Source organism: Streptomyces sp. NBC_00988 (assembly GCF_045162645.1).
Taxonomy (GTDB): Bacteria; Actinomycetota; Actinomycetes; order Streptomycetales; family Streptomycetaceae; genus Streptomyces.
The window spans coordinates 7,084,076-7,104,416 of sequence record NZ_CP108730.1 but is presented as its reverse complement, the minus strand read 5'-3'; the positions used below and the strand labels follow the sequence as shown (position 1 = coordinate 7,104,416).

General features: G+C 69.2%; 15 protein-coding genes. 7 read left to right on the top strand and 8 right to left on the bottom strand.

Annotation, left to right across the window (positions count from 1 at the left end):
• Positions 1-24: 24 nt before the first annotated feature.
• The 3 genes from OG496_RS32645 to OG496_RS32635 all read right to left on the bottom strand — a co-directional run bounded on the left by OG496_RS32645 (position 25) and on the right by OG496_RS32635 (position 4,196).
• Positions 25-1,284, bottom strand: a complete 1,260-nt coding sequence (locus OG496_RS32645) for an alpha/beta hydrolase-fold protein (RefSeq protein WP_405973473.1) — start codon at positions 1,282-1,284, stop codon at positions 25-27.
• A gap of 135 nt (positions 1,285-1,419) precedes the next feature.
• Complete coding sequence (locus tag OG496_RS32640; RefSeq protein WP_405973472.1) at positions 1,420-2,787, bottom strand: hypothetical protein; 1,368 nt, start codon at positions 2,785-2,787, stop codon at positions 1,420-1,422.
• A gap of 215 nt (positions 2,788-3,002) precedes the next feature.
• A complete protein-coding gene (locus OG496_RS32635) occupies positions 3,003-4,196 on the bottom strand; it encodes an RtcB family protein (RefSeq protein ID WP_366497468.1) in 1,194 nt (397 codons plus the stop codon).
• A 260-nt stretch (positions 4,197-4,456) separates the two neighbouring features.
• Here OG496_RS32635 and OG496_RS32630 point away from each other — a divergent pair, with 260 nt between their 5' ends.
• The 3 genes from OG496_RS32630 to OG496_RS32620 all read left to right on the top strand — a co-directional run bounded on the left by OG496_RS32630 (position 4,457) and on the right by OG496_RS32620 (position 7,908).
• Positions 4,457-5,311 carry a DUF3558 domain-containing protein gene (locus tag OG496_RS32630; protein ID WP_405973471.1) on the top strand — a complete coding sequence of 285 codons (855 nt, stop codon included), beginning with the start codon at positions 4,457-4,459 and terminating at the stop codon, positions 5,309-5,311.
• A gap of 118 nt (positions 5,312-5,429) precedes the next feature.
• Complete coding sequence (locus OG496_RS32625; protein ID WP_405973470.1) at positions 5,430-6,383, top strand: DUF3558 family protein; 954 nt, start codon at positions 5,430-5,432, stop codon at positions 6,381-6,383.
• 199 nt (positions 6,384-6,582) lie between these two features.
• A complete protein-coding gene (locus tag OG496_RS32620) occupies positions 6,583-7,908 on the top strand; it encodes a DUF2637 domain-containing protein (RefSeq protein ID WP_405976755.1) in 1,326 nt (441 codons plus the stop codon).
• A 55-nt stretch (positions 7,909-7,963) separates the two neighbouring features.
• Here OG496_RS32620 and lysS read toward each other — a convergent pair whose 3' ends face one another.
• Complete coding sequence (gene lysS / locus OG496_RS32615; protein ID WP_405973469.1) at positions 7,964-9,706, bottom strand: lysine--tRNA ligase; 1,743 nt, start codon at positions 9,704-9,706, stop codon at positions 7,964-7,966.
• A 203-nt stretch (positions 9,707-9,909) separates the two neighbouring features.
• Here lysS and argS point away from each other — a divergent pair, with 203 nt between their 5' ends.
• Positions 9,910-11,679, top strand: coding sequence for an arginine--tRNA ligase (gene argS, locus OG496_RS32610; protein ID WP_405973468.1), 1,770 nt, complete (start codon positions 9,910-9,912; stop codon positions 11,677-11,679).
• Positions 11,680-11,769: 90 nt separating this feature from the next.
• Here argS and OG496_RS32605 read toward each other — a convergent pair whose 3' ends face one another.
• The 3 genes from OG496_RS32605 to OG496_RS32595 form a co-directional block, all read right to left on the bottom strand.
• Positions 11,770-13,443 carry a protein kinase domain-containing protein gene (locus tag OG496_RS32605; protein WP_405973467.1) on the bottom strand — a complete coding sequence of 558 codons (1,674 nt, stop codon included), beginning with the start codon at positions 13,441-13,443 and terminating at the stop codon, positions 11,770-11,772.
• 83 nt (positions 13,444-13,526) lie between these two features.
• The gene (locus tag OG496_RS32600) at positions 13,527-15,461 is read right to left on the bottom strand and encodes a P-loop ATPase, Sll1717 family (RefSeq protein ID WP_405973466.1); all 1,935 of its coding nucleotides are present in this window, start codon (positions 15,459-15,461) and stop codon (positions 13,527-13,529) included.
• A gap of 123 nt (positions 15,462-15,584) precedes the next feature.
• Positions 15,585-16,022: a peptidoglycan-binding protein gene (locus OG496_RS32595; RefSeq protein ID WP_405973465.1), complete on the bottom strand. Its 438-nt coding sequence runs from the start codon at positions 16,020-16,022 to the stop codon at positions 15,585-15,587.
• Between the two features lie 296 nt (positions 16,023-16,318).
• Here OG496_RS32595 and OG496_RS32590 point away from each other — a divergent pair, with 296 nt between their 5' ends.
• Genes OG496_RS32590 through OG496_RS32580 form a run of 3 tightly spaced genes read left to right on the top strand, consistent with a single transcriptional unit; the run spans position 16,319 to position 19,868 of the window.
• Positions 16,319-17,095, top strand: a complete 777-nt coding sequence (locus OG496_RS32590) for a peptidoglycan-binding protein (RefSeq protein ID WP_405973464.1) — start codon at positions 16,319-16,321, stop codon at positions 17,093-17,095.
• Positions 17,092-17,907 (top strand): helix-turn-helix domain-containing protein, encoded by an 816-nt coding sequence (locus tag OG496_RS32585; protein ID WP_405973463.1) that lies wholly within the window; start codon positions 17,092-17,094, stop codon positions 17,905-17,907. The genes OG496_RS32590 and OG496_RS32585 overlap by 4 nt, the downstream gene beginning before the upstream one ends.
• Before the next feature lie 17 nt (positions 17,908-17,924).
• A complete protein-coding gene (locus tag OG496_RS32580; RefSeq protein WP_405973462.1) occupies positions 17,925-19,868 on the top strand; it encodes a glycosyltransferase family 2 protein in 1,944 nt (647 codons plus the stop codon).
• A 62-nt stretch (positions 19,869-19,930) separates the two neighbouring features.
• On the opposite strand, the gene OG496_RS32575 is transcribed toward OG496_RS32580, so the two are convergent.
• The gene (locus OG496_RS32575; RefSeq protein ID WP_405973461.1) at positions 19,931-20,323 is read right to left on the bottom strand and encodes a DUF5959 family protein; all 393 of its coding nucleotides are present in this window, start codon (positions 20,321-20,323) and stop codon (positions 19,931-19,933) included.
• Between the last annotated feature and the right edge of the window lie 18 nt (positions 20,324-20,341).

Genomic DNA, 20,341 nt, shown 5'->3' with positions numbered 1-20,341 from the left:
ACTAGTTGGCCTTCCAGGCCTCCGCTACTCGGCCCTCCGCTGCTGGAAGATCCACGCCCGGATGTCCTCGATGGTGTAGGCGATCGGCCACGTCGAGTTGTGCTCGACGCCGTGCGCGTTCGCCAATCCTCCGGCCAGGGTCGAACCCTTCTTGAACGTGGCGTAGTTGACCGTCGTGCCCTTGGCCGCCATGGCCTTCACGTCCGCGGCGAACTCCGCCGCACTGGACTGGCCGTCCCAGACCGCGCGGCTGACCTTCGTCCCGGCCTTCTCTACGGCGGCCATGATGGCGTTCTCTCCGGGACAGGCCTTGGTGTCGCCCTGCGAGACGGTGACCCAGAGGTTCTTCTTCGCCAGCGGCGCGGCCTGCGCGGAGGGCCATTGGCCGGCGACGACCCATGAGGCCGCGAAGAGGTCGGGGTACTTGATGTTCAGGCCGAGGGTCATCATCGCGCCCATGGACTGGCCGGTGGCGTACAGGCGATCGGTGTCGATGCTGTACTTGGCCGTCAGCGCTTTCACCAGGTCGGCAGTGGTGTCGAAGAGCGTCGTCGGCTTGTAGTCGTCGCCGACGACCACCTCGGGGTACTGGGGCGCCAGCACGAATGCCGGGCGCTCGGCCTGGTCCTCGGGGGATGCCCAGCACACCGCGCCCAGGCCCTGCACCAGTGTCGCCCGCACCGTGGTGGTGATCAGGCTCGCGTCGTGCATGAAGAGGACCAGCGGATAGGACGTGCCCGGGTCGTAGTCCTTGGGGATGTAGAGGTTGTAGGGCAGCGACCTGCCGGTCTTCGAGTCCTCGTACGTGAACTGCTCGAAGTCGTCGACGATCAGGTTCACCGTCCTGCTGGTGCTGACCTTGGTGTCGCCGGCGGGGTAACCGGTACCGCCGGTGGTCGTGACGGTGCCGGCCTGGGTGACGGTGCCCTTCGCCGCCTTGATGGTGGCCGGTCCGCCCGTCGAGCCCACCTGGGGACCGGGGATGACGTAGGGGCTGCTTGAGGAGGACGCCGAGGGCGCGGCCGAGGCCGACCCCACGCCTCCCCACAGCAGCGCGCTCTCGTCCTCGGCGGACAGTTCGACGATGACGTACGTGCCGTCGGTGCCCTGATCGGCCGTCGCCGCGCGGGTGTTGGCGTAGACCTTCGTGACCGTACGGCCCTCGACCTTGAAGGACGAGGCCGAGAGCTTGGACGTGTCGATCTCGGTGTCGTACTCGACGGCGACCGCGATGAACTTCTGACCCTCGCCGAAGACCTTGGTGAGGGCGGTGGCGCTTTTCATGTGGCCGGAGCCGCTCCCCGAATCCGAGTCCGAGTCCGAATCACAAGCGGAAAGGCCCGTGGTGGCCACTACGGCCGTCCCCAGAACCCGCCCTAAAAAGGCGCGCCTTGTAGCCATTGCCGTCATCACCTCGATTCAGTTCAGGGACTTGAGGATGCGATCGATTCGCGCCACGGCCTTCTCCGCGGTGCCCTTGATGTAGAAGCCGTCGACCGCCTCATAGGTGACGTGGTCGAAATTCCATTTGTCGGGCATGTTCTTGGCGCCGCCCTCGAACATCGACATGACGAACGTGCTGGAGAAGGACGAGTTCTCACGGATCGCGTTCGCGGTCGTGGTGGACAACTCCGGTTCCACACCGGCGAAGACGCCCTTGCCGACCTGGAAGACCCAGATCGGCACCTGGGCGGTGCCGGTGGGGGTGAAGGTGGCGGTCTTGGTGGGCGCGCTCGCCTGCGGGCCCGTGACCTGGGTCGTGGTGATGTCGTCGGTGACGAGCCGCACCACAACGTGCTTGCCGCTCTCGTACTTGCCGATCCCCTGCGCCACCCGCACGATCTCGTTCCCGAGCCGCTCGCCCTGCGCGGTCAGCAGCGCGAACCCGGCGTCGTGCAGATCGACGCCGTAGGTCCAGCCCTTGTCCTTGTCGATCGTGTACCGCTTCGAGCGGTACGCGGGGAACTGGTCACCGCACGCGCCCACCAGCCAGAAGCCGACGGCACCGGGGTACTGCGTCTCGACGTGCGCCATGGCCGCGCCGCCGAGGTCGGCGGTGATCGGCAGGGTGCCGTCGGCCATGACCGAGTCCTGCATCACGCACGACTGCACGTTGTAGTTGGCCAGGACGGCGATCGGGTTGCCGTCGAGGTCGTTGAACCGGGCGACGTGCACGCCCTTGTCCGAGGGCAGTTGCTCGTTCACACCGAGCCAATAGCCGTCGGCGGTGAGGACGTTGCGGTTCACGTTGACGTCAACTCGACCGGAGCCGTAGCCGACCTCGGCGTCCCGCAGGTTCTTGACGGCGTCGGCGACGGCGGACCTGGTGGCGGCGACGATGTTCTGGACGTACGCGGCGGCACCGGCCGAGGACGAACTCGCCTGCACATGCGGCGCGGAGAAGCAGTGCGTGACGGTGACCATGATGTTCGCGGTGGTCACGCCCGAGGCCGCGGTGATGGCGTCCCGCATCAACGCGATCGCCTCCGCGCTGATCGAGGTCAGATCCAGCACGGCCAGCGCGATACGCCGGGACCCGGACTCCACCAGCAGGACACGGACGTTGAGGTCGTCGTGCACGGCGGTGAAGTTGTCCAGCGGCAGCAGCGAGGCGGCGGGCGTGAAGGCGGCCCTGCCGACCCCGGCTTTCAGCCCGCCGGTGGCCTTCGTGGCGGCCTGCGCGGAGGTGGCGGCGCCGAGGGCGGTCCCCGCGAGAGCGGCGACCGCCCCGGCGGCCACGACAGCCCGCCGACTCAACTCACTCTGATTCCGGTACGGCTCCGTCATGTGCTGTCCTCCGAGACGCTGCGGGTGGGGTCGGGCTAACACCCGGGCAGCATCACAGCGGATTTCGAGGCCAGCAATGAGGAACGCGCGCAAGCAATGCTTTCGCCGCTGGAGCGTGTGAATGGACCACGCATTTGACGTGCGTCGGCGACTGGAATCCACAGCAATGAGGCGTGAATTCACAGCGGTCTCAGAGAGATCTCAGAGCAATTGACTCAACCCTTCACGCAGACAACCTGCTTCAGCTTCGCCACGACCTCGACGAGGTCCCGCTGCTGATCGATGACCTGCTCGATCGGCTTGTACGCGCCCGGGATCTCGTCCACGACGCCGGAGTCCTTACGGCACTCCACACCCCGTGTCTGCTCCTCCAGGTCCTTCGTCGAGAAGCGACGCTTGGCCGCGCTCCGGCTCATGCGCCGACCGGCGCCGTGCGACGCGGAGTTGAAGGACTTCTCGTTGCCGAGGCCCTTCACGATGTACGAACCGGTGCCCATCGAGCCCGGGATGATCCCGTACTCGCCGGAGCCGGCGCGGATCGCCCCCTTACGGGTGACCAGCAGGTCGACGCCCTCGTACCGCTCCTCGCTCACGTAGTTGTGATGGCACGAGATCTCCGAGTCGAAGGCCGGCTTCGCCTTCTTGAACTCCTTGCGGATCACGTCCTTCAGGAGCGCCATCATGATCGTGCGGTTGTACTTCGCGTACTCCTGCGCCCAGAACAGGTCGTTGCGGTACGCCGCCATCTGCGGGGTGTCCGCGATGAAGACGGCGAGGTCGCGGTCGACCAGGCCCTGGTTGTGCGGGAGTTTCTGGGCCGTTCCGATGTGGTGCTCGGCCAGTTCCTTGCCGATGTTCCGGGAACCGGAGTGGAGCATGAGCCACACCGAACCGTCCGAATCCACGCATACTTCGCAGAAGTGATTTCCTCCGCCAAGTGTGCCCATCTGCTTCGTGGCCCGGTCCTCCCGGAACTTCACCGCGTCCGCGACCCCGTCGAACCGCCCCCAGAAGTCGTCCCACCCGCCGGTCGCCAGACCGTGCAACCGCCCCGGCTCCACAGGACTGTCATGCATCCCCCGCCCCACCGGAATCGCCTGCTCGATCTTCGACCGCAGCCGCGACAGATCGCCGGGAAGATCGTTCGCCGTGAGTGACGTCTTCACCGCGGACATCCCGCAGCCGATGTCGACCCCCACCGCCGCCGGGCACACCGCGCCCCGCATCGCGATGACCGAACCGACCGTCGCGCCCTTGCCGTAGTGCACGTCCGGCATGACCGCCAGGCCCTTGATCCACGGCAGGGTCGCGACGTTGCGCAGCTGCTGGAGCGCGCCCTCCTCGACCGACGCCGGGTCGGTCCACATACGGATCGGGACCTTCGCGCCCGGCATCTCCACGTACGACATAGCGTCCTCATTCCCCCGGAAATAATCAAAAAAAGTCAAAAGCCATACATCGCAAAACCGGCGCCAAGGTCAACGAAAGGGACAGCGGACCGGCGTCCACGGCTGTGCGTGCGATAGACATTGTCTCCAGGGGGTCCCCCGGTGCGGCAAGCGATTAACCAGCGGGGACACTGGCAGACCCTGGATCGTTCAAGGGGTCGAGGGGCAGAGAAGACACCCGACACCTCCCTACCCGACACACCGTCGAGAGGAGCCCGACCGTGCAGCGGAAGGCCTACGTATCCGGCACCGCCGCGCTCCTCGTGGCGCTGCTGGCCGGCTGCACGAGCGGCTCGGCCGACAGCGGTACGACGGACGACGCGAACCCGGGCGAGGCCGGTACGGCGACGGCGGTGGCCCAGCCGGGCAAGTACCGCACGCTTCCGGAGCCCTGCGGGGCGGTCGGTCACGGCACCCTGGACTCCCTGCTCCCCGGCCTCCAGCAGATCACCGACGCGGATCAGCGCGAGGCGGCGTACGCGGGCGACGCGACGCTGACGTACGACACGGACCGCAAGGTGGGCTGCCGTTGGAAGGTCGAGTCCACGGACGCGACCGACCATCTCCTGGTCGACTTCGAGCGGGTGGTGTCCTACGACAACGCCGTGAGCGACGACAACCAGGCGCAGACGATCTTCGCGACGAAGGAGACGGCGGCGGACCTCCCGGAGCCGACGGCGAGCGCCACGGCGTCGGACACCGAGTCGAACTCCGCGTCGGCGTCTGCGTCCGACTCGGCGTCGGCCTCGGACTCCGCGACGCCCTCCGCCACCCCCTCGTCCTCCACGTCCGCCTCCGACTCCGCCTCGGCGTCCGCCACCGCCTCCCCCACCGGTCTCGAACCCCGCGCCCTCTCCGGTCTCGGCGACGAGGCGTTCCTCGACGACGCGTTGAGCAGTTCCGGATCGACGGCTCAGCAGCGCACGGTGACTGTGGTGTTTCGCACGTCCAACGTCATTGTGACCATCGAGTACGCGGAGCAGCCGGCGACGGTCGGTGTCGTGCCGGACAGCCAGAAGATGCAGGACAGGGCGCGGAAACTGGCCGCGCAGCTGGCCGACTCGCTCAACGGTTAGGGCCTCGCGGGGTGCCGTTCGCGGGGTCGCGCAAAGCCCGTGAACGGAGACCGCACAGGTGACTCACCGCGTACCGTGGCCCCTCGGACCCGATCCGACGGCAGGAACCACGAGCGTCATGAGTGAAGGAACCATGCATCAACCAGCACAGCGAGAGCACAGTGACCAGCAGCGGGCGAAGCGTCTGAGCCGCCTCCTTGTCTGCGCGGCCGCCGTCCCGGTGATGCTGATCGCGGCCGGCTGCTCCTCGGACTCCGGCTCCGACGACGGCGCGGGCAAGGACACGACCGGCCCCGGTGCGACGACGTCCGCCGACGCGACCGCCGCTCCGACGGTGCAGGCGGCGGCGTACAAGAAGCTGCCCGAGCCGTGTGCGGTGCTGCCGAAGAAGACGTTGACCGATCTGGTGCCGAAGGGCGCCAAGTCGGGCAAGGAGGGCACGTCCAGCGACACGGCGTCGCGCGGGAGTTGCTCCTGGACGAGCCTGGACAACAACGGGGTCAAGGGTTCGCAGTTCCGCTGGCTGAACGTGTCGTTGCTGCGGTTCGACTCCTCGCAGACGCAGGGCGAGGGCGACAAGCTCGCCGCCGCGTACTACGCGAAGCAGGTGCAGGAGGCGCAGTCCGTCACCGGCGCGAAGAACGCCAAGTCGGAGCCGGTCGCGGGCGCGGGCGACGAGGCGACGGCGGTGCGCTACGACCTGAAGAAGAAGGAAGGCGCCTTCAAGCAGCAGACGGTGGTGGCGCGGGTCGAGAACGTGGTCGTCACGATCGACTACAACGGCGCGGGCCTCGCGGGCGACAAGGCGCCGAGCGCGGACACGCTGACGAAGGCGGCGGAGAAGGCCGTGAAGGAGGCCGTGGCGGCGGTCACGTCGGCCAACGGCACGGGTGCGGGCGCGGGTTCGGGCTCCGGTTCGGGCGGCGCGAGCAGCACGCCCTCGAAGTCGCCCTCCAAGGCCTCCACCAAGTCCGCCTCCCCCTCCGCCTCCAAGTCCGCGGCGAAGTCGGACGCGAAGGCCCCGGCCGCCACGGCCTCCTCCTCCGCCTCTTCCGCCGCCGACAAGAGCTGACCGCACATTTCACATCCGGTTCGTTTCCGGACCTCAACTCGCAGGTCAGCACAGGCCTTTGACGGAGCCCGGCCCCTTCGCGGACCGGGCTCCTGACGGACCGGCACCCAGGACGCCGCACACATGTGCCACCCTGTTGCGCGCAACAACATGTAAGGGGAGGGGAGTCCGGGTGTCCGCACCCATTCAGCTCACACGTATGCACCGGGTGCTCATCGGTGTGGTCGTCTCCGGTGCGGTCGTCATCGCCGGTATCGGCTTCGCCGGTTCGTACGCCGCCGTGCGCGAGCTCGCCCTGAAGAAGGGCTTCGGGAACTTCGCGTACGTCTTCCCGATCGGCATCGACGCGGGCATCTGTGTCCTGCTCGCCCTCGATCTGCTCCTGACCTGGATCAGGATCCCCTTCCCGCTGCTGCGCCAGACGGCATGGCTGCTGACGGTCGCGACGATCGCGTTCAACGGCGCCGCGGCCTGGCCCGACCCGCTCGGTGTCGGCATGCACGCGGTGATCCCGATCCTGTTCGTGGTCTCGGTGGAGGCGGCCCGGCACGCGATCGGCCGCATCGCCGACATCACGGCCGACAAGCACATGGAGGGCGTCCGGCTCACCCGCTGGCTGCTCTCCCCCGTCCCGACGTTCCTGCTCTGGCGCCGGATGAAGCTCTGGGAGCTGCGCTCCTACGAGCAGGTCATCAAGCTGGAGCAGGACCGCCTCGTCTACCAGGCCCGCCTGCACTCCCGCTTCGGCCGCGCCTGGCGCCGCAAGGCCCCGGTGGAGTCGATCATGCCGCTGCGCCTGGCCCGCTACGGCGTCCCGCTCGCGCAGACGGCCCCCTCGGGCCTGGCCGCGGCGGGCATCGAGCCCGTACTGCTGCCCCCCGCCCCGGAGTTGGAGCCGGCCCGCGAGCCGGAACAGTCGGCGGCACCGGCCGTCCAGAACACCCCGGCACCGGTCCGCGAGCAGCTGCCCGCGGCCGAGGCGAACAACGAGCCCCCCGAGCAGCCGGAGGACTACGCGCAGGCGCAGAGCCAGTGGCTGCAGGCGCGGGACCCGCAGACGGTCGCGTACCAGGGCGGCTACGACCCGACGTACGACCCGGACTCGGCGTACCGGCAGTGGTACGCGGAGCAGCAGCAGGCCGCGCAGTTCCAGCAGTACGAGGAGGAACAGCAGCGGTACGAGCGGCAACAGCAGCCGTTCCCGCGGCAGCAGGCGTTCCAGCAGGAGGAGGAGCCCGCCCCGGCTCCCGAGCCCTCCATGGAGGACACCGGTACCTTCCCGATCCCGTCGGGCCCCGGCCGTACCCGTGAGATGGGTGCCGGCGGTGGCACGGAGCTGACCGAGGACGAGTACTACCAGGTCTTCAAGAAGTCGATAGACGGCAGCTACCCGACCTCGGGCCAGTTCCGGGGCGACGTGGAGGCCACGTACGGCATCACGCTCCCGCAGCGCGAGGCCGAGCGGATGGTCACCCGCTTCACCAACCGTCACACGACACAGCTTGAGGAAGAGCACATCGCCTGAGACGGGAGAACGACGAAGGGCCCTCGGAAGAGGGCCCTTCGTCGTTGCCGTGTTCCTACTCCCCCAGCAGCCTCCGCACCCGCTCCTGCCCGACCGCGAGGAGCAGCGTGGGCAGACGCGGGCCGGTGTCGCGGCTCACGAGCAGGTGGTAGAGGAGGGCGAAGAACGTCCGCTGGGCGGTCTTGATCTCCGGCGGGAGTTCCTTGGCGGTCGCGTCGGCGGAGAAGCCCGCCTGGACCTTGGGGACGCCGTAGACGAGGTGGCTCAGGCCGTCCAGGGACCAGTGGTCGGCGAGGCCGTCGCGCAGGAGTCGTAGCGACTGCTGGGAGGGCTCGTCGAGGGACTTGAGGAGTTCGGTGTCGGGTTCGTCGCGCACGATGGTCCGCTGGTCGGCGGGGACGTGCGTGTTGATCCAGGCCTCGGCCTTGTCGAGCCGGGGGCGGACCTCGTCGAGGGTGGACAGGGGGTCGGCCGGGTCGAGTTCGCTGAGGATGCGCAGCGTCTGGTCCTCGGCTCCGGCGGTGATGTCGGCGACGGACGCGAGGGTCCGGTACGGCATCGGGCGGGGCGTGCGGGGCAGGTCACCGGCGGCGGTACGGACGGCACGGGCGTGCGCGGCGAGGTCGGCGGGAAGGGCGGACCCGTCCGCGACCTTGCCGTCCAGCTTGTCCCACTCGTCGTAGAGGCGCTGGATCTCCTGGTCGAAGGCGATCTTGAAGGACTGGTTGGGGCGGCGGCGGGCGTAGAGCCAGCGCAGGAGCTGCGGTTCCATGATCTGGAGCGCGTCGGCCGGGGTGGGGACCCCGCCCTTGCTGCTGGACATCTTGGCCATGCCGCTGATGCCGACGAAGGCGTACATGGGCCCGATGGGCCGCTCGCCGCCGAAGATCCCGACGATCTGCCCGCCGACCTGGAAGGAGGATCCCGGGGACGAGTGGTCGACCCCGCTCGGCTCGAAGATGACGCCCTCGTAGGCCCAGCGCATGGGCCAGTCGACCTTCCAGACCAGCTTGCCGCGGTTGAACTCGCTGAGCAGGACGGTCTCGGTGAAGCCGTCCTCGGTGCAGACGTACGTCAGCTCGGTGGTGTCGTCGTCGTACGCCGTGACGGTGGTGAGGTCCTTGCCGCAGCTGCCGCAGAAGGGCTTGTACGGGAAGTAGCCGGCGGAACCGGAACTGCCGTCGTCCTCCTCGGCCGCGCCGGACCCCGCCTCGGCCTCCAGCTCGGCGGCGTCGACGGCCTTCTGCTGCTGCTTCTTGGCCGGGGCCTTCTTGGTGCGGTACTGGTCGAGGATCGCGTCGATGTCGCCGCGGTGCTTCATGGCGTGCAGGATCTGCTCGCGGTACACCCCGGAGGTGTACTGCGCGGTCTGGCTGATCCCGTCGAACTCCACGCCCAGCTCGGCGAGCGAGGCGACCATCGCGGCCTTGAAGTGCTCGGCCCAGTTCGGGTACGGCGAGCCGGCGGGGGCCGGTACGGAGGTCAGCGGCTTGCCGATGTGCTCGGCCCAGCTGGCGTCGGTCCCCTCCACCCCGTTGGGCACCTTGCGGTAGCGGTCGTAGTCGTCCCAGGAGATGAGGTGCCGGACCTCGTGACCCCGGCGGCGGATCTCGTCGGCGACGAGGTGCGGGGTCATGACCTCGCGGAGGTTCCCGAGGTGGATGGGCCCGGAGGGGGACAGCCCGGACGCGACGACGACAGGTTTGCCGGGGGCCCGACGCTCCGACTCCTCGATGACCTCATCCGCGAAACGGGAGACCCAGTCGGTGGTCTCGGTGCTCTGAGCCACGATCGGCACGTCCTTCTTTCTGGCACGGGGCAGCCGGTACGGTCGCACGACTGACCGTTCTATTGTCCCAGGCGAGCCCGCATCCACGAAAACGCCTTTTCCAAGCCCGTGACGGTGAGCCCCCACCGGGCCCGCACCCGAAAAACTCGCTTTACCCCCCATGGGATACTGGCGGTGTATACGCATCCCACGAGGAGAACGGCTCCCACCCCATGACCTCGGTCACGTCGCTCACCGACCTAGTCCACCAGCGCCTCGCGAACGCCCTCACGGCAACCCTGCCGGAGGCCGACGCGGACCCCCTGCTGCGACGTAGCGACCGGGCGGACTTCCAGGCGAACGGCATCCTCGCCCTCGCGAAGAAGGCCAAGGCCAACCCCCGGGAGCTGGCCACCCAGGTCGTGGCGAACGTGACCACCGGTGACGTGATCAAGGACATCGAGGTCTCCGGCCCCGGCTTCCTGAACGTGACGATCACCGACCGCGCGATCACCGAGACCCTGGCCGCGCGCTACGCCGACGACACGGACCGCCTCGGCGTGCCCGTCGCCGCCCACCCCGGCACGACGGTCATCGACTACGCCCAGCCGAACGTGGCGAAGGAGATGCACGTCGGTCACCTCCGTTCCGCGGTGATCGGCGACGCGGTCGTCCAACTCCTGGAGTTCACCGGCGAGTCGGTGGTCCGGCGGCACCACATCGGCGACTGGGGAACCCAGTTCGGCATGCTGATCCAGTATCTGGACGAGCACCCGGGCGAGTTGGACCACGCCGACGCGGACGTCACCGGCGAGGAGGCGATGTCGAACCTCGACCGTCTCTACAAGGCCGCGCGCAAACTCTTCGACTCCGACGAGGAGTTCAAGACGCGGGCACGCCGCAGGGTCGTAGACCTTCAGGCGGGCGACCCGCAGACCCTCGCCGCCTGGCAGAAGTTCGTGGACGAGTCGAAGATCTACTTCTTCTCCGTCTTCGAGAAGCTGGACATGGAGATCCGGGACGCGGACATCGTCGGCGAGTCGGGTTACAACGACATGCTGGACGAGACGTGCCGTCTGCTGGAGGAGTCCGGCGTCGCGGAGATCTCGGAGGGCGCGCTGTGCGTGTTCTTCGACGACATCAAGGGCCCGGACGGCAACCGCGTCCCGCTGATCGTCCGCAAGTCCGACGGCGGCTACGGCTACGCGGCGACGGACCTGTCGGCGATCAGGGACAGGGTCTTCAACCTCAAGGCGACCAGCCTTCTGTACGTGGTGGACGTCCGCCAGTCCCTCCACTTCAAGATGGTCTTCGAGACCGCGCGGCGGGCCGGCTGGCTCAACGACGACGTCACGGCGTACCAGTTGGCCTTCGGCACGATCCTCGGCAAGGACGGCAAGCCGTTCAAGACGCGTGAGGGTGTGTCGGTGAAGCTGGAGGACCTCCTCGACGAGGCGGTCCAGCGCGCCACGGCGGTCGTCCGGGACAAGGCGGAAAAGGTCGGCCTGACGGAACAGGAGATCATCGACAACGGCCGCTACGTGGGCATCGGCGCGGTGAAGTACGCCGACCTGTCGACGTCCGCCGTCCGTGACTACAAGTTCGACCTGGACCAGATGGTCTCCCTGAACGGCGACACGGCGGTGTACCTCCAGTACGCCTACGCCCGCATCCAGTCCATCCTCCGCAAGGCCGGCGAGGCCCGCCCGGTCGCCCACCCGGAACTGGAACTGGCCCCGGCGGAACGCGCGTTGGGCCTCCACCTGGACCAGTTCAGCGAGGTCGTGGCGGAGGCGGCCAAGGAGTACGCCCCCCACAAGCTGACGGCGTACCTCTACCAACTGGCCTCCACCCTCACGACGTTCTACGACCAGTGCCACGTACTGTCCCCGGACAACGCCCCGGAGGTCGTCGAAAACCGCCTGTTCCTGGTGGACTTGACGGCGCGGACGTTGCAGCGGGGGATGGGGCTGCTGGGGATCAGGACGCCGGAGAAGCTCTGACCCGACCATCACCGGGCAGCGTGACAGCACCGATCGACGTTGCCACGCTGCTCCGGCCGGGCAGGGTGCGAGCCCGCCTCAGCGAGTGACCTACGACGTCTCGGACAGATCCCCGCGCCGCGCTTCACTCTGCCTGCGTGCGCGCTTCAGGATTTCCTCGACCTCGGGCCGCCATGTGTTCGACTCGTCGGTGCGCACGGCCGGCCTCGGCTTGGCCACGTCAGCCGGGCCTTTGGTGGGCACCGGAGTCTCGTCGGTCCGCTGACGTGGTGCGTTCGCCTGCTCGTCGGCCTCGGCGCGGCTACCGCCGCGGAGCCTGTCGAGCAGGCGTGAACCACTGCCGGCCGCGGTGGCGGTCGGGCGCGATTCCCCGACCGTCTTGTCGACCTGTCCTGGAGGCCGGTCCGCTTCCGCAAGGAACTTCTTGGCCTCGGCCATGGCATCGGCGCGCAGCTGGTGGGCCGCGTCCGTGGCGTCGCGCCGGATTCGCTCAGCTTCCTCGGCAGCGTCCCTGATGGTGCCCGCAGCTTCCTCGGATGCCTTGCCGAGCACCTCTTCAGCGTTCTTCTGAGCCTCGACGGCCGCGTCCGCGACGATCTCCTCGGCAAGCTCCATGGTCGAGTCGGCTTCCCGTCTGGCCTTGGCCAGCAGCTTCTGCGACTCGTGGCGATCCGCGTCCGCCGCGGACCGCGCCGCAGAACGGAGAGTCTCGGCGGCGGCGTGCGCGTTGAGCAGGATCTGGTCGGCCGCCGCACGGGCCCGCGTCAGGTGAAGGTCCGCCGCCTTCCGCTGCTCTGCCTTGTTCCACTCCGTCCAGCGAAGGAGTTCCCACGCCTCCCTCAGAATCCTCTTCGCCACGGAGTGGCTGCGCCCCAACTGCGTAACGTCCAGGATGCTCACGCCGGGCTCGGTCACCAGGTGGTCAGCCAGGAGGGCACAAAGGCTTTCATAGACGGCGACGGCGTCGGCGGGCCGGTCTTCCGGGCGCTTGGCCAAGAGCTTCAGAATGAGGTCGTCCAGAGATGACGGGAGCCCCTCCGCATACACCCCCGGCGGCTCCGGAACCGCCTCCATCTGCTTCCGCAGCACCGCCCACTGGCTGCTCCCCGTGAACGGCTGCCGCCCCGTCACCGCGTGGTACAGCAGGCACCCCAGCGAGTACAGGTCGCTCCGGTGGTCGATGGCCCGGTCACCGTCCGCCTGTTCGGGGGACATGTACGGGGGCGACCCCAACGGCACCCCGGTGACGGTCAGTTCACGCGCCCCGATGGTCTCGCCCATGAACTTGGCGACCCCGAAGTCGAGGACCTTCACCGTCCCCGAAGGCGTGAGCAGAACGTTGGCCGGCTTGATGTCCCGGTGGACGACCCCCTCCTCGTGCGCGGCCGCCAACGCCTCCGCGATCTGCGCACCCCACCCCACCGCGAGCGGCCACGCCGGCGTGGACTCCGCCAGCCGTCGGTGCAAAGGGACCCCGTGCACCAGCTCCATCACCAGGAACAGCGTCCGCCGCCCGTCCACCGACACCTCGCCCCAGTCGTGCACGGTGACGATGTTCTGGTGGGACAGCCGCCCCGCCAGCTGCACCTCACGCTGGAACCGGGCCTGCGTCTCCGCCTCGTCCATGCCGTACTGCGGGTGGACCACCTTGACCGCGACATCCCGCCGCATCCGCTCGTCCTGAGCGGCCCACACCTGCCCCATCCCCCCGGCACCCAACCGGTCTCCGATGCGAAACCGTCCGGCGAGCAGTTCGCCCTGCACCCGTCCCCTCCCCCGTCGGCGGATCGCCACCGCCGCACGACGGTCCGGCCCTGAACTCCGTTACGAGTATGGCGCCTTCAGGGTCAGGGCCCCGACGAGTTGCCCGAGCTGCCGTACGACCCGCCGGCCTGGCGCCGCAGCCTCCGCGCCTCCTCCTGCACACGCCGCACGACATCCCCCGCGCCGGTGGTGTCGTCCAGTCCGCCGGCGAGGAGCTGCGCGGCGAGGGTGTCGAAGTAGTGGGCGGTGGTCAGGACCCGGTCCTCCAGGTCGTAGGCCGAAGTGGCGCCCGACGACAGGCCGTTGACCTCATCGAGGACGCGGTTGATCTGCTGGGCGATCTCGTCCTGGGCGCCCTGCGCGAGGCTCACCGCCCTGCTGGTCTGGGCGAGGATCGAGTGGCAGGAGCGCCGGAGTTCCTGCACCAGCCGGTGGTCACGGGTGGGCGCCGACCCGGAACTCGTGTCGAAGGAGCCCGGGAAGCCGCCCTGGATCACCCGGCCGGCCGCCGCGCCGATCTCGAAGTGCCGCAGGTCGATCGCGCTGGTGGCCCCGAGCGCCGCCCGGAAGCACGGGTGGACGTGGAACTCCGTCTCGTGGAACTGCGCGGGCAGATCGTCGCCCCCGGCGAACACCACGTCGTTGCCGCGCCGCACCCCGAGAAAACCCACCGCGTAGAGGACGTCGACGACCCCGGTGACCGTCAACGCGTCGGCGTAAGCGGGGAAAAGACGGTGGAGCGACTCGGCCGCCGCCTCGAAGCGGGTCGCGAGGACGGCCCGGGTCACGACGTATCCCGTGTTCTGGAACAACGGAAACAGATGCTTCAGAAAAGGGTGCGCGACCAGGTACTCCAGCGCCAGGTCCTTCAGCTTCCAGTCGGAGAACTGACGGCCCGCCTGTACGACGTCCGCCTCCGTGATCCGGTCCCGCCCGTGGATCAACGAGGCTGTTTCCTGGCACAGGTTGAGGAACTGGATCGCGTCCCGGGGGCGAGGCAGGCAGCGGCGGAAGAGGTAGGTGGCGGTCTCCTCGCCCTCGACCTCCGCCGGGAACAGGTCTCCCCACGGCGCCTCGGGCGTCAGCTCCGCCCCGGCCGACGCCCGTGCCCGCGCCAACGCCAGGTCCCGCAGGGCCTGTTCGGTCCAGGTGATCCGCAGTTCGTCGCCGCGGAACTTGTCGCCCTCTCCGAAGTGCAGCGAGTCGTAGATGTCGGCGCGCAGGAACAGCAGGACGCTCACGGCGCGACCGTAGAGGCTCGCCGTGTGCTTGGCGGCCAACAGCAGCCCGATCACCATGGAGTTGCTGTCCGTCTCGGCCGACCACACCAGTTCCAGCTGGTCGACCATGAGCAGCAGCGGCCCGTGCGCCCCGCCACCGTCGGGAGCGTCGCAGCCGAGGTCGGCGAAGGCCCGCGCCACGCCCCGCTCGACGACGTCCAACTGCCGGGTGGCCCGCACCCCTTCGGACAGCGGCGCCTGCGCGAGATCCAGTCCCGCCTTGATCCCGAACGCCTCCAGGGACAGCGAGGTCTGCAACCCCCGGGCGGCCTGCGCGAGCCGGTCCCCGAACCGGCCGTCCGCCGACTCGCCGTTCTGCTTCAGGAACCGTGCCAGCGCCTTCACCGAGTCGGGCCTGCGCCCGTGCGCGCCCTTCGCGTGGGCCACCAGATGCCGGGCGGCGTATACGGCGAAGAGGTACCTCCAGATCAGCGCCTTCGCCGAGTCCCCGGGCAAGCCCTGTAGTTCGAAGCGCCGGATCTCCTCACCGACGGTCTCGTCCGGGGGGATCAGCTCGGTCCCGGCGTAGTGGCCGACGCCGTCCGACTTGAGCTGCATGCAGATGGCGCTCTTGCCCGACCCCTTGCGCCCGATGATCAGCATCTTCCGCCCGCTGAGCGCGCCCCGGTACGCGGCGTTGGGCAGAAACCCGCCGCGCAGCAACAGGCCGTCCTGCACGTCCCGTTCGGCGTCCTCGCGCCCGAAATGCAGCTGTGCGAGCAGTGGCCCGTCCGCCATCCCCGTCCCCCTCGGTCGTTGACATCCCCCACGGTAGCGAGAACGCCGGGTCGACGAGAACGCCGAACCGCGGGCTGTCCCTCCCCCGTGAGGGACAGCCCGCGGTGGTCAACAACGGTGTTCTCAGATGCCGTTGGCGAAGTTCTTGAACGCGGCCCGGGTGCCGGAGCCGGCGTCGCCGTCGATCGCGCCGGTGTAGCCCCAGTTCTGCAGCAGCCGCTGGAGCGCCTTGATGGTGTTGACGCCGGGGTCGCCGTCGATGGCGCCGGTGTAGCCCCAGTAGGTCTGGAGGTTGCGCTGGAACGCCTTCCAGCTGTTCGGGCCGAGCTGTCCGTCGATGGTGTCGGTGTAACCCCAGTACGTGTGCAGCCAGTTCTGCACCTTCTTGGCCTCGGCGGTGGAGAGGCCGAAGTTCTGCACCGCCTGGATCGAGACGTCGGACGCCTGTACGGAGGCGGCCGGCGCGGCGAAGCTGGGGGCGGCGAACGCGACGCCCCCGACCGCGATACCGGCGACGGCGGTGAGGCTGACGAGGGCCCTGGCCACGACATTCGGTCGCATGCGTTCCTCTTTCAGGTAGTCGGTCGTCGTGCTGGAACGAGACTGCGGTCCACCCGGGCCGCCCCGCCACAACCGGCGCCGAAGTGACGTCCCGACGGGACGCCACCACCTCTGACCTGCAGGGACACCGACAGCGGGGACGACGGGACGGGACGCCTGACGGCCCCTTGCGGACCATGGCCGATTCCCTCCACGCGCTGGAACCGAATAGCCGTGCGATGCGGTGTCAGTGATGCAGAATGCGACGCGGCAGGGACCGCTGACCCCGGACCCTGAACGCGAAGTGGGGGGAACACATGTCGCGTTGGAAAGTGCTGCCCGCGGAACTGGATCCGCGCGTACGGCAGTTGGTGGTACGCCTGCGCCGGCTGAAGGACCACAGCGGCCTGAGCATCCGGCAGTTGGCGGCGCGGACGGGGTACAGCGCGAAGTCCTGGGAGCGCTATCTGGGCGCCCGTTCGCTGCCACCCGCGGAGGCGCTGGAGGCCTTGGCCCGGACGTGCGGCGAGGACCCGGCCCGCCTGCTGGCGCTGCGGGAGGTGGCGGCGGAGGGCTGGACGGCCACGCCCGAACGGGCCCCGACGGCAAGCCACTTGTCGTCGCCGGAGACGGCCCCGCGGTCCCCCGAGCGCCGCGCCCTGCGCATCGCGCTCGTGGCGGGCTCGGTGACCCTGGTACTGGCGGTCTCGTCGGCAGTCCTGGTGACCGTCCGCATCATGAACGCCAACAACACCGGCAGCCCTACGGCTTCGAGTACGACCACGACCCGATCGGCGGCCCCGCTCGCCGCGCCGACGTCCGCGCCGCCGTACTCCTGCCGGATCCAGCAGTCCGACGGCCACTGGTACGCGGGCAACAGCCGTACCCAGCAGGAGAATCTGGCCGTGGGCGACATCGGGCCCGATGTCGCCGAGGCGCAGTGTCTGCTGCGCAGGGCGGGCATCTCACCGGGCGGCATCGACGGGATCTTCGGCCCGCTGACGGAACACGCGGTCAAGGCGTTCCAGAAGCGGTCCGGTCTCGTCGTGGACGGCATGGTCGGCCCACACACCTGGAAGGCCCTCAGGGGATGAACCAACTGGCCGCTGCGATGCGGGAGTTGCGATCCGCCACCGGCCTGAGCCTGGCGGGCCTCGCCGCGAAGACGCCGTACAGCAAGTCGTCCTGGGAGCGCTACCTCAACGGCAAGACCCTGCCCCCGAGGGAGGCGGTGGAGGAGCTGTGCCGACTGGCGGGCGAACCGGTCGGTCGGTGTGTGGCGCTGTGGGAGCTCGCGGAGGCGGAGGGCAGCGGGCGGGCGGCGACGGCCGAGGAGGCGACACCGCCGCCCACCTCCCCCCTACCGCCCGTCTCCCCGCCCCCGCCTCCGGTCCCGGAACAACGGGGCGTCGTCACCCTCGCGGTCCTCGCGTCCGTCTGCGCGGTGGCCGTGACCGCCGTGGTCCTCGCCCTGCTCCTGCTCCCCGACTCCCGCGCCTCCGAACCCCTCTCCCCCACCGCCGCCACCACGGCCACCCCCGCCGGCCCGGGCTGCCACGGCGCGGCCTGCGAGGGCCGCAGCCCGATAGCCATGCGCTGCGCCGCCCAGCCGGACACCGTCGCCCAGCATCGGACGGCCACCGGCGCCTGGATGGAACTACGCCACAGCCGGGAGTGCGGCACGACCTGGGCCCGCACCTGGGGCGGCCACATCGGCGACCGCATCGAGCTGAGCGTGCCGGGGCGGGCGGGGGCGGTGCACGCGGCCGAGGTGGGCAACGCCGTGGACGCGGAGTCGTACGTCTACACGCTGATGGCGGTGACGGGGCCGGGGACTGTGGTGCGGGCTTGCTTCCAGCCGGCGGCGGGCGGCAAGCGGGAATGCTTTGACGGGCGCGTGGCGTAGCTGTGTAGGGTCCTGGAATGCCGAGAGTCAAAGTCAGCGTGATCGTTCCCGTCTACAACACCGGGAAGTACGTCGACGAGTGCGCGCCGTCCCTGCTGGGACAGAGCCTGCCCGCCGAGGAGTACGAGGTCATCTACGTCGACGACGGCTCGACCGACGACACACTGAGCCGCCTGGAGAAGATCGCCGCCGGGGCTCCCAACGTCCAGGTGCACACCCGGCCGAACTCGGGCTGGCCGGGCGCGCCCCGCAACCTCGGCATGAAGCACGCCCGGGGCGAGTACATCCAGTTCGTCGACCACGACGACACGCTCGGGCCCGAGGCCCTGGAGCGGCTGTACGAGCACGCGAAGCGGAACGACGCGGACGTCGTCCTCGGCAAGATGTCCAGCACGATGGTGCGGCCCCGGCGACTGTTCCGGCACACGGTGGACGCCTGCACGATCGAGAACGACGAGCTGACGCAGAGCATGTCGCCGCACAAGATGTTCCGGCGCGCGTTCGTCGAGGAACACGGACTCCGCTTCCCCGAGGGCCCGTGGATCCTGGAGGACCTGGCCTTCGTCAGCGCCGCCTATCTGAAGGCGGAGCGCATTTCGATCCTCGCCGACTATCCCGTCTACTACTGGATGAAGCGGGACGACGGCGGCAACAACACCCAGCACCGTTTCAACCCGAAGCACGGTTTCTGGCCCAACACCCGTACGATCGTCCGCCAGTTCAAGGAAGCCACACCAGCGTCCGACGACATCGACGCACTCCAGAACCGCCTCCTCCACCGCCTCTACCACGTGGAGATCCTCTCCCGCACCCGCGAGCCCGAGATCCTCCGCGAGGACCCGGCCGAGCAGCGAGAGCGTTTCGAAGCTGCGAGGGAAGTGGCCCTGGAGGAGTTCCCGACGGCCGTACGCGAGGGCCTCCCCGCGGTGTCCCGCCTGCGCGCCACCCTGCTGGAGGCCGGTGACTTCGACGGCGCGGTGACCCTCGCGGAGCGCGTCCGCGAGGTGAAGGCCCGCAGCCAGGTGAGCGACCTGCGCTGGGCGAACGGCCGCCTGGTAGCCGACGTGACGCTGGACCTGCTGCGCGGAGACGGCGAACCCCTCGTCCTCGTCGAGCGGGACGGAAAGCAGTACCTGGACCCGGAGTTGCTGGCCGGCGTGCCGGGGACGGAGGACGGCTGGGAGGTCCCCGACCCCTTCCGGCTCGCGTACGCGGAACTCGTGGTGAAGGACCGGGACCGCGAGGACTGGTGGTATCCGGAGGGCGACCTGGAGGTACGGCTGAAGCCCCTCGGGGACGGCCGTTCGCAGGTCGTCGCCTCCGGGCAACTGTCCCTGGACCCCGAGCGGTTGGCGGGTGGACGTCCGATGGAGCGGGGCGTGCACGACGTGTGGGCGTACGTCCAACTGCTGGGCGTGGACCGCCTGGTGCGCGTGACGGGCCAGGGCACGCCGGGCGCCCCGGCGGCGGGCCCGGCACTGACCGGCGGCCGACTCGCACTCCCGTACTGGACGGGCAGCGGCCAGCTCGCCCTGGACGTGGACCAGCGTCAGCGCAAGCTGGGGCAGGACATTTCCGCGGCCGCCGCGACCAACTCCGAACGCGGCGAGGGCAGTTCGCTCCCCCTGCCGTACGTGGCGGCGAAGCCGGACGACGACGCTCCGGCCCGTATGAAGGTCACCGTGGGAACACTCGGAGTCCAAGCCGAGCTGCTCCCCTCCCCCGATACCGACGCCACCACGGCCCGACTCCGCCTCCCCGCCCGCCTGAAGCTCCCCTCCGGCCGCCACCCGGTAGCCCTCCCGAAGACGGCCAACCCCATCGCGTACGCCGTCGTCCGCGACGGCACCGTGCTCCGCCTGGAGGGCCCGGCGTACGAGGCCGGCGGCGGGCGGCGATTCCTGGACGCGGTCGCGGACAATCGGCAAGTGCGGCGGGTGCGGGGGAAGTCGGGACGTTAGGGACTGCCCCTCTCAGCGGTCTTGGCGACTTCTCCGACTGGGCCTCGCAGGGTCCCGGCGCTTCACACCTGCTCGTTGAATCGGCCGAGACGGGCCTGTTGGTCGGCGATCCATCCTTCTTCAAGGGCGATGGGGATGCGGATGGTCACCATGGACAGAGACTCGTCCTCCACGACGACCTCCGGGCAGTCCCGTTCGCCGTCAAGCTGAATGCTGATGGTGGGACCACGGTCCGTCTTCATCCAGACGACGTCCCGCCCCCGCCGCAGCTCTTCCAGTGCCTTCGCCCAGGAATCGAGCTTCGCCGGGGACAGGACCAGCAGTGTGGCCCCCTTGACGAACGTGCTGGTCACCATGATCCGCGCCTCCCAGAAAGGAGAGTCCATGGGTGAGAGGACTGTGATGACGACCTCGTTCTCAAGGTCGCTCAGCCGCACAAGATCATACGGAAACATCTTCTCTCCCTTCTCCTC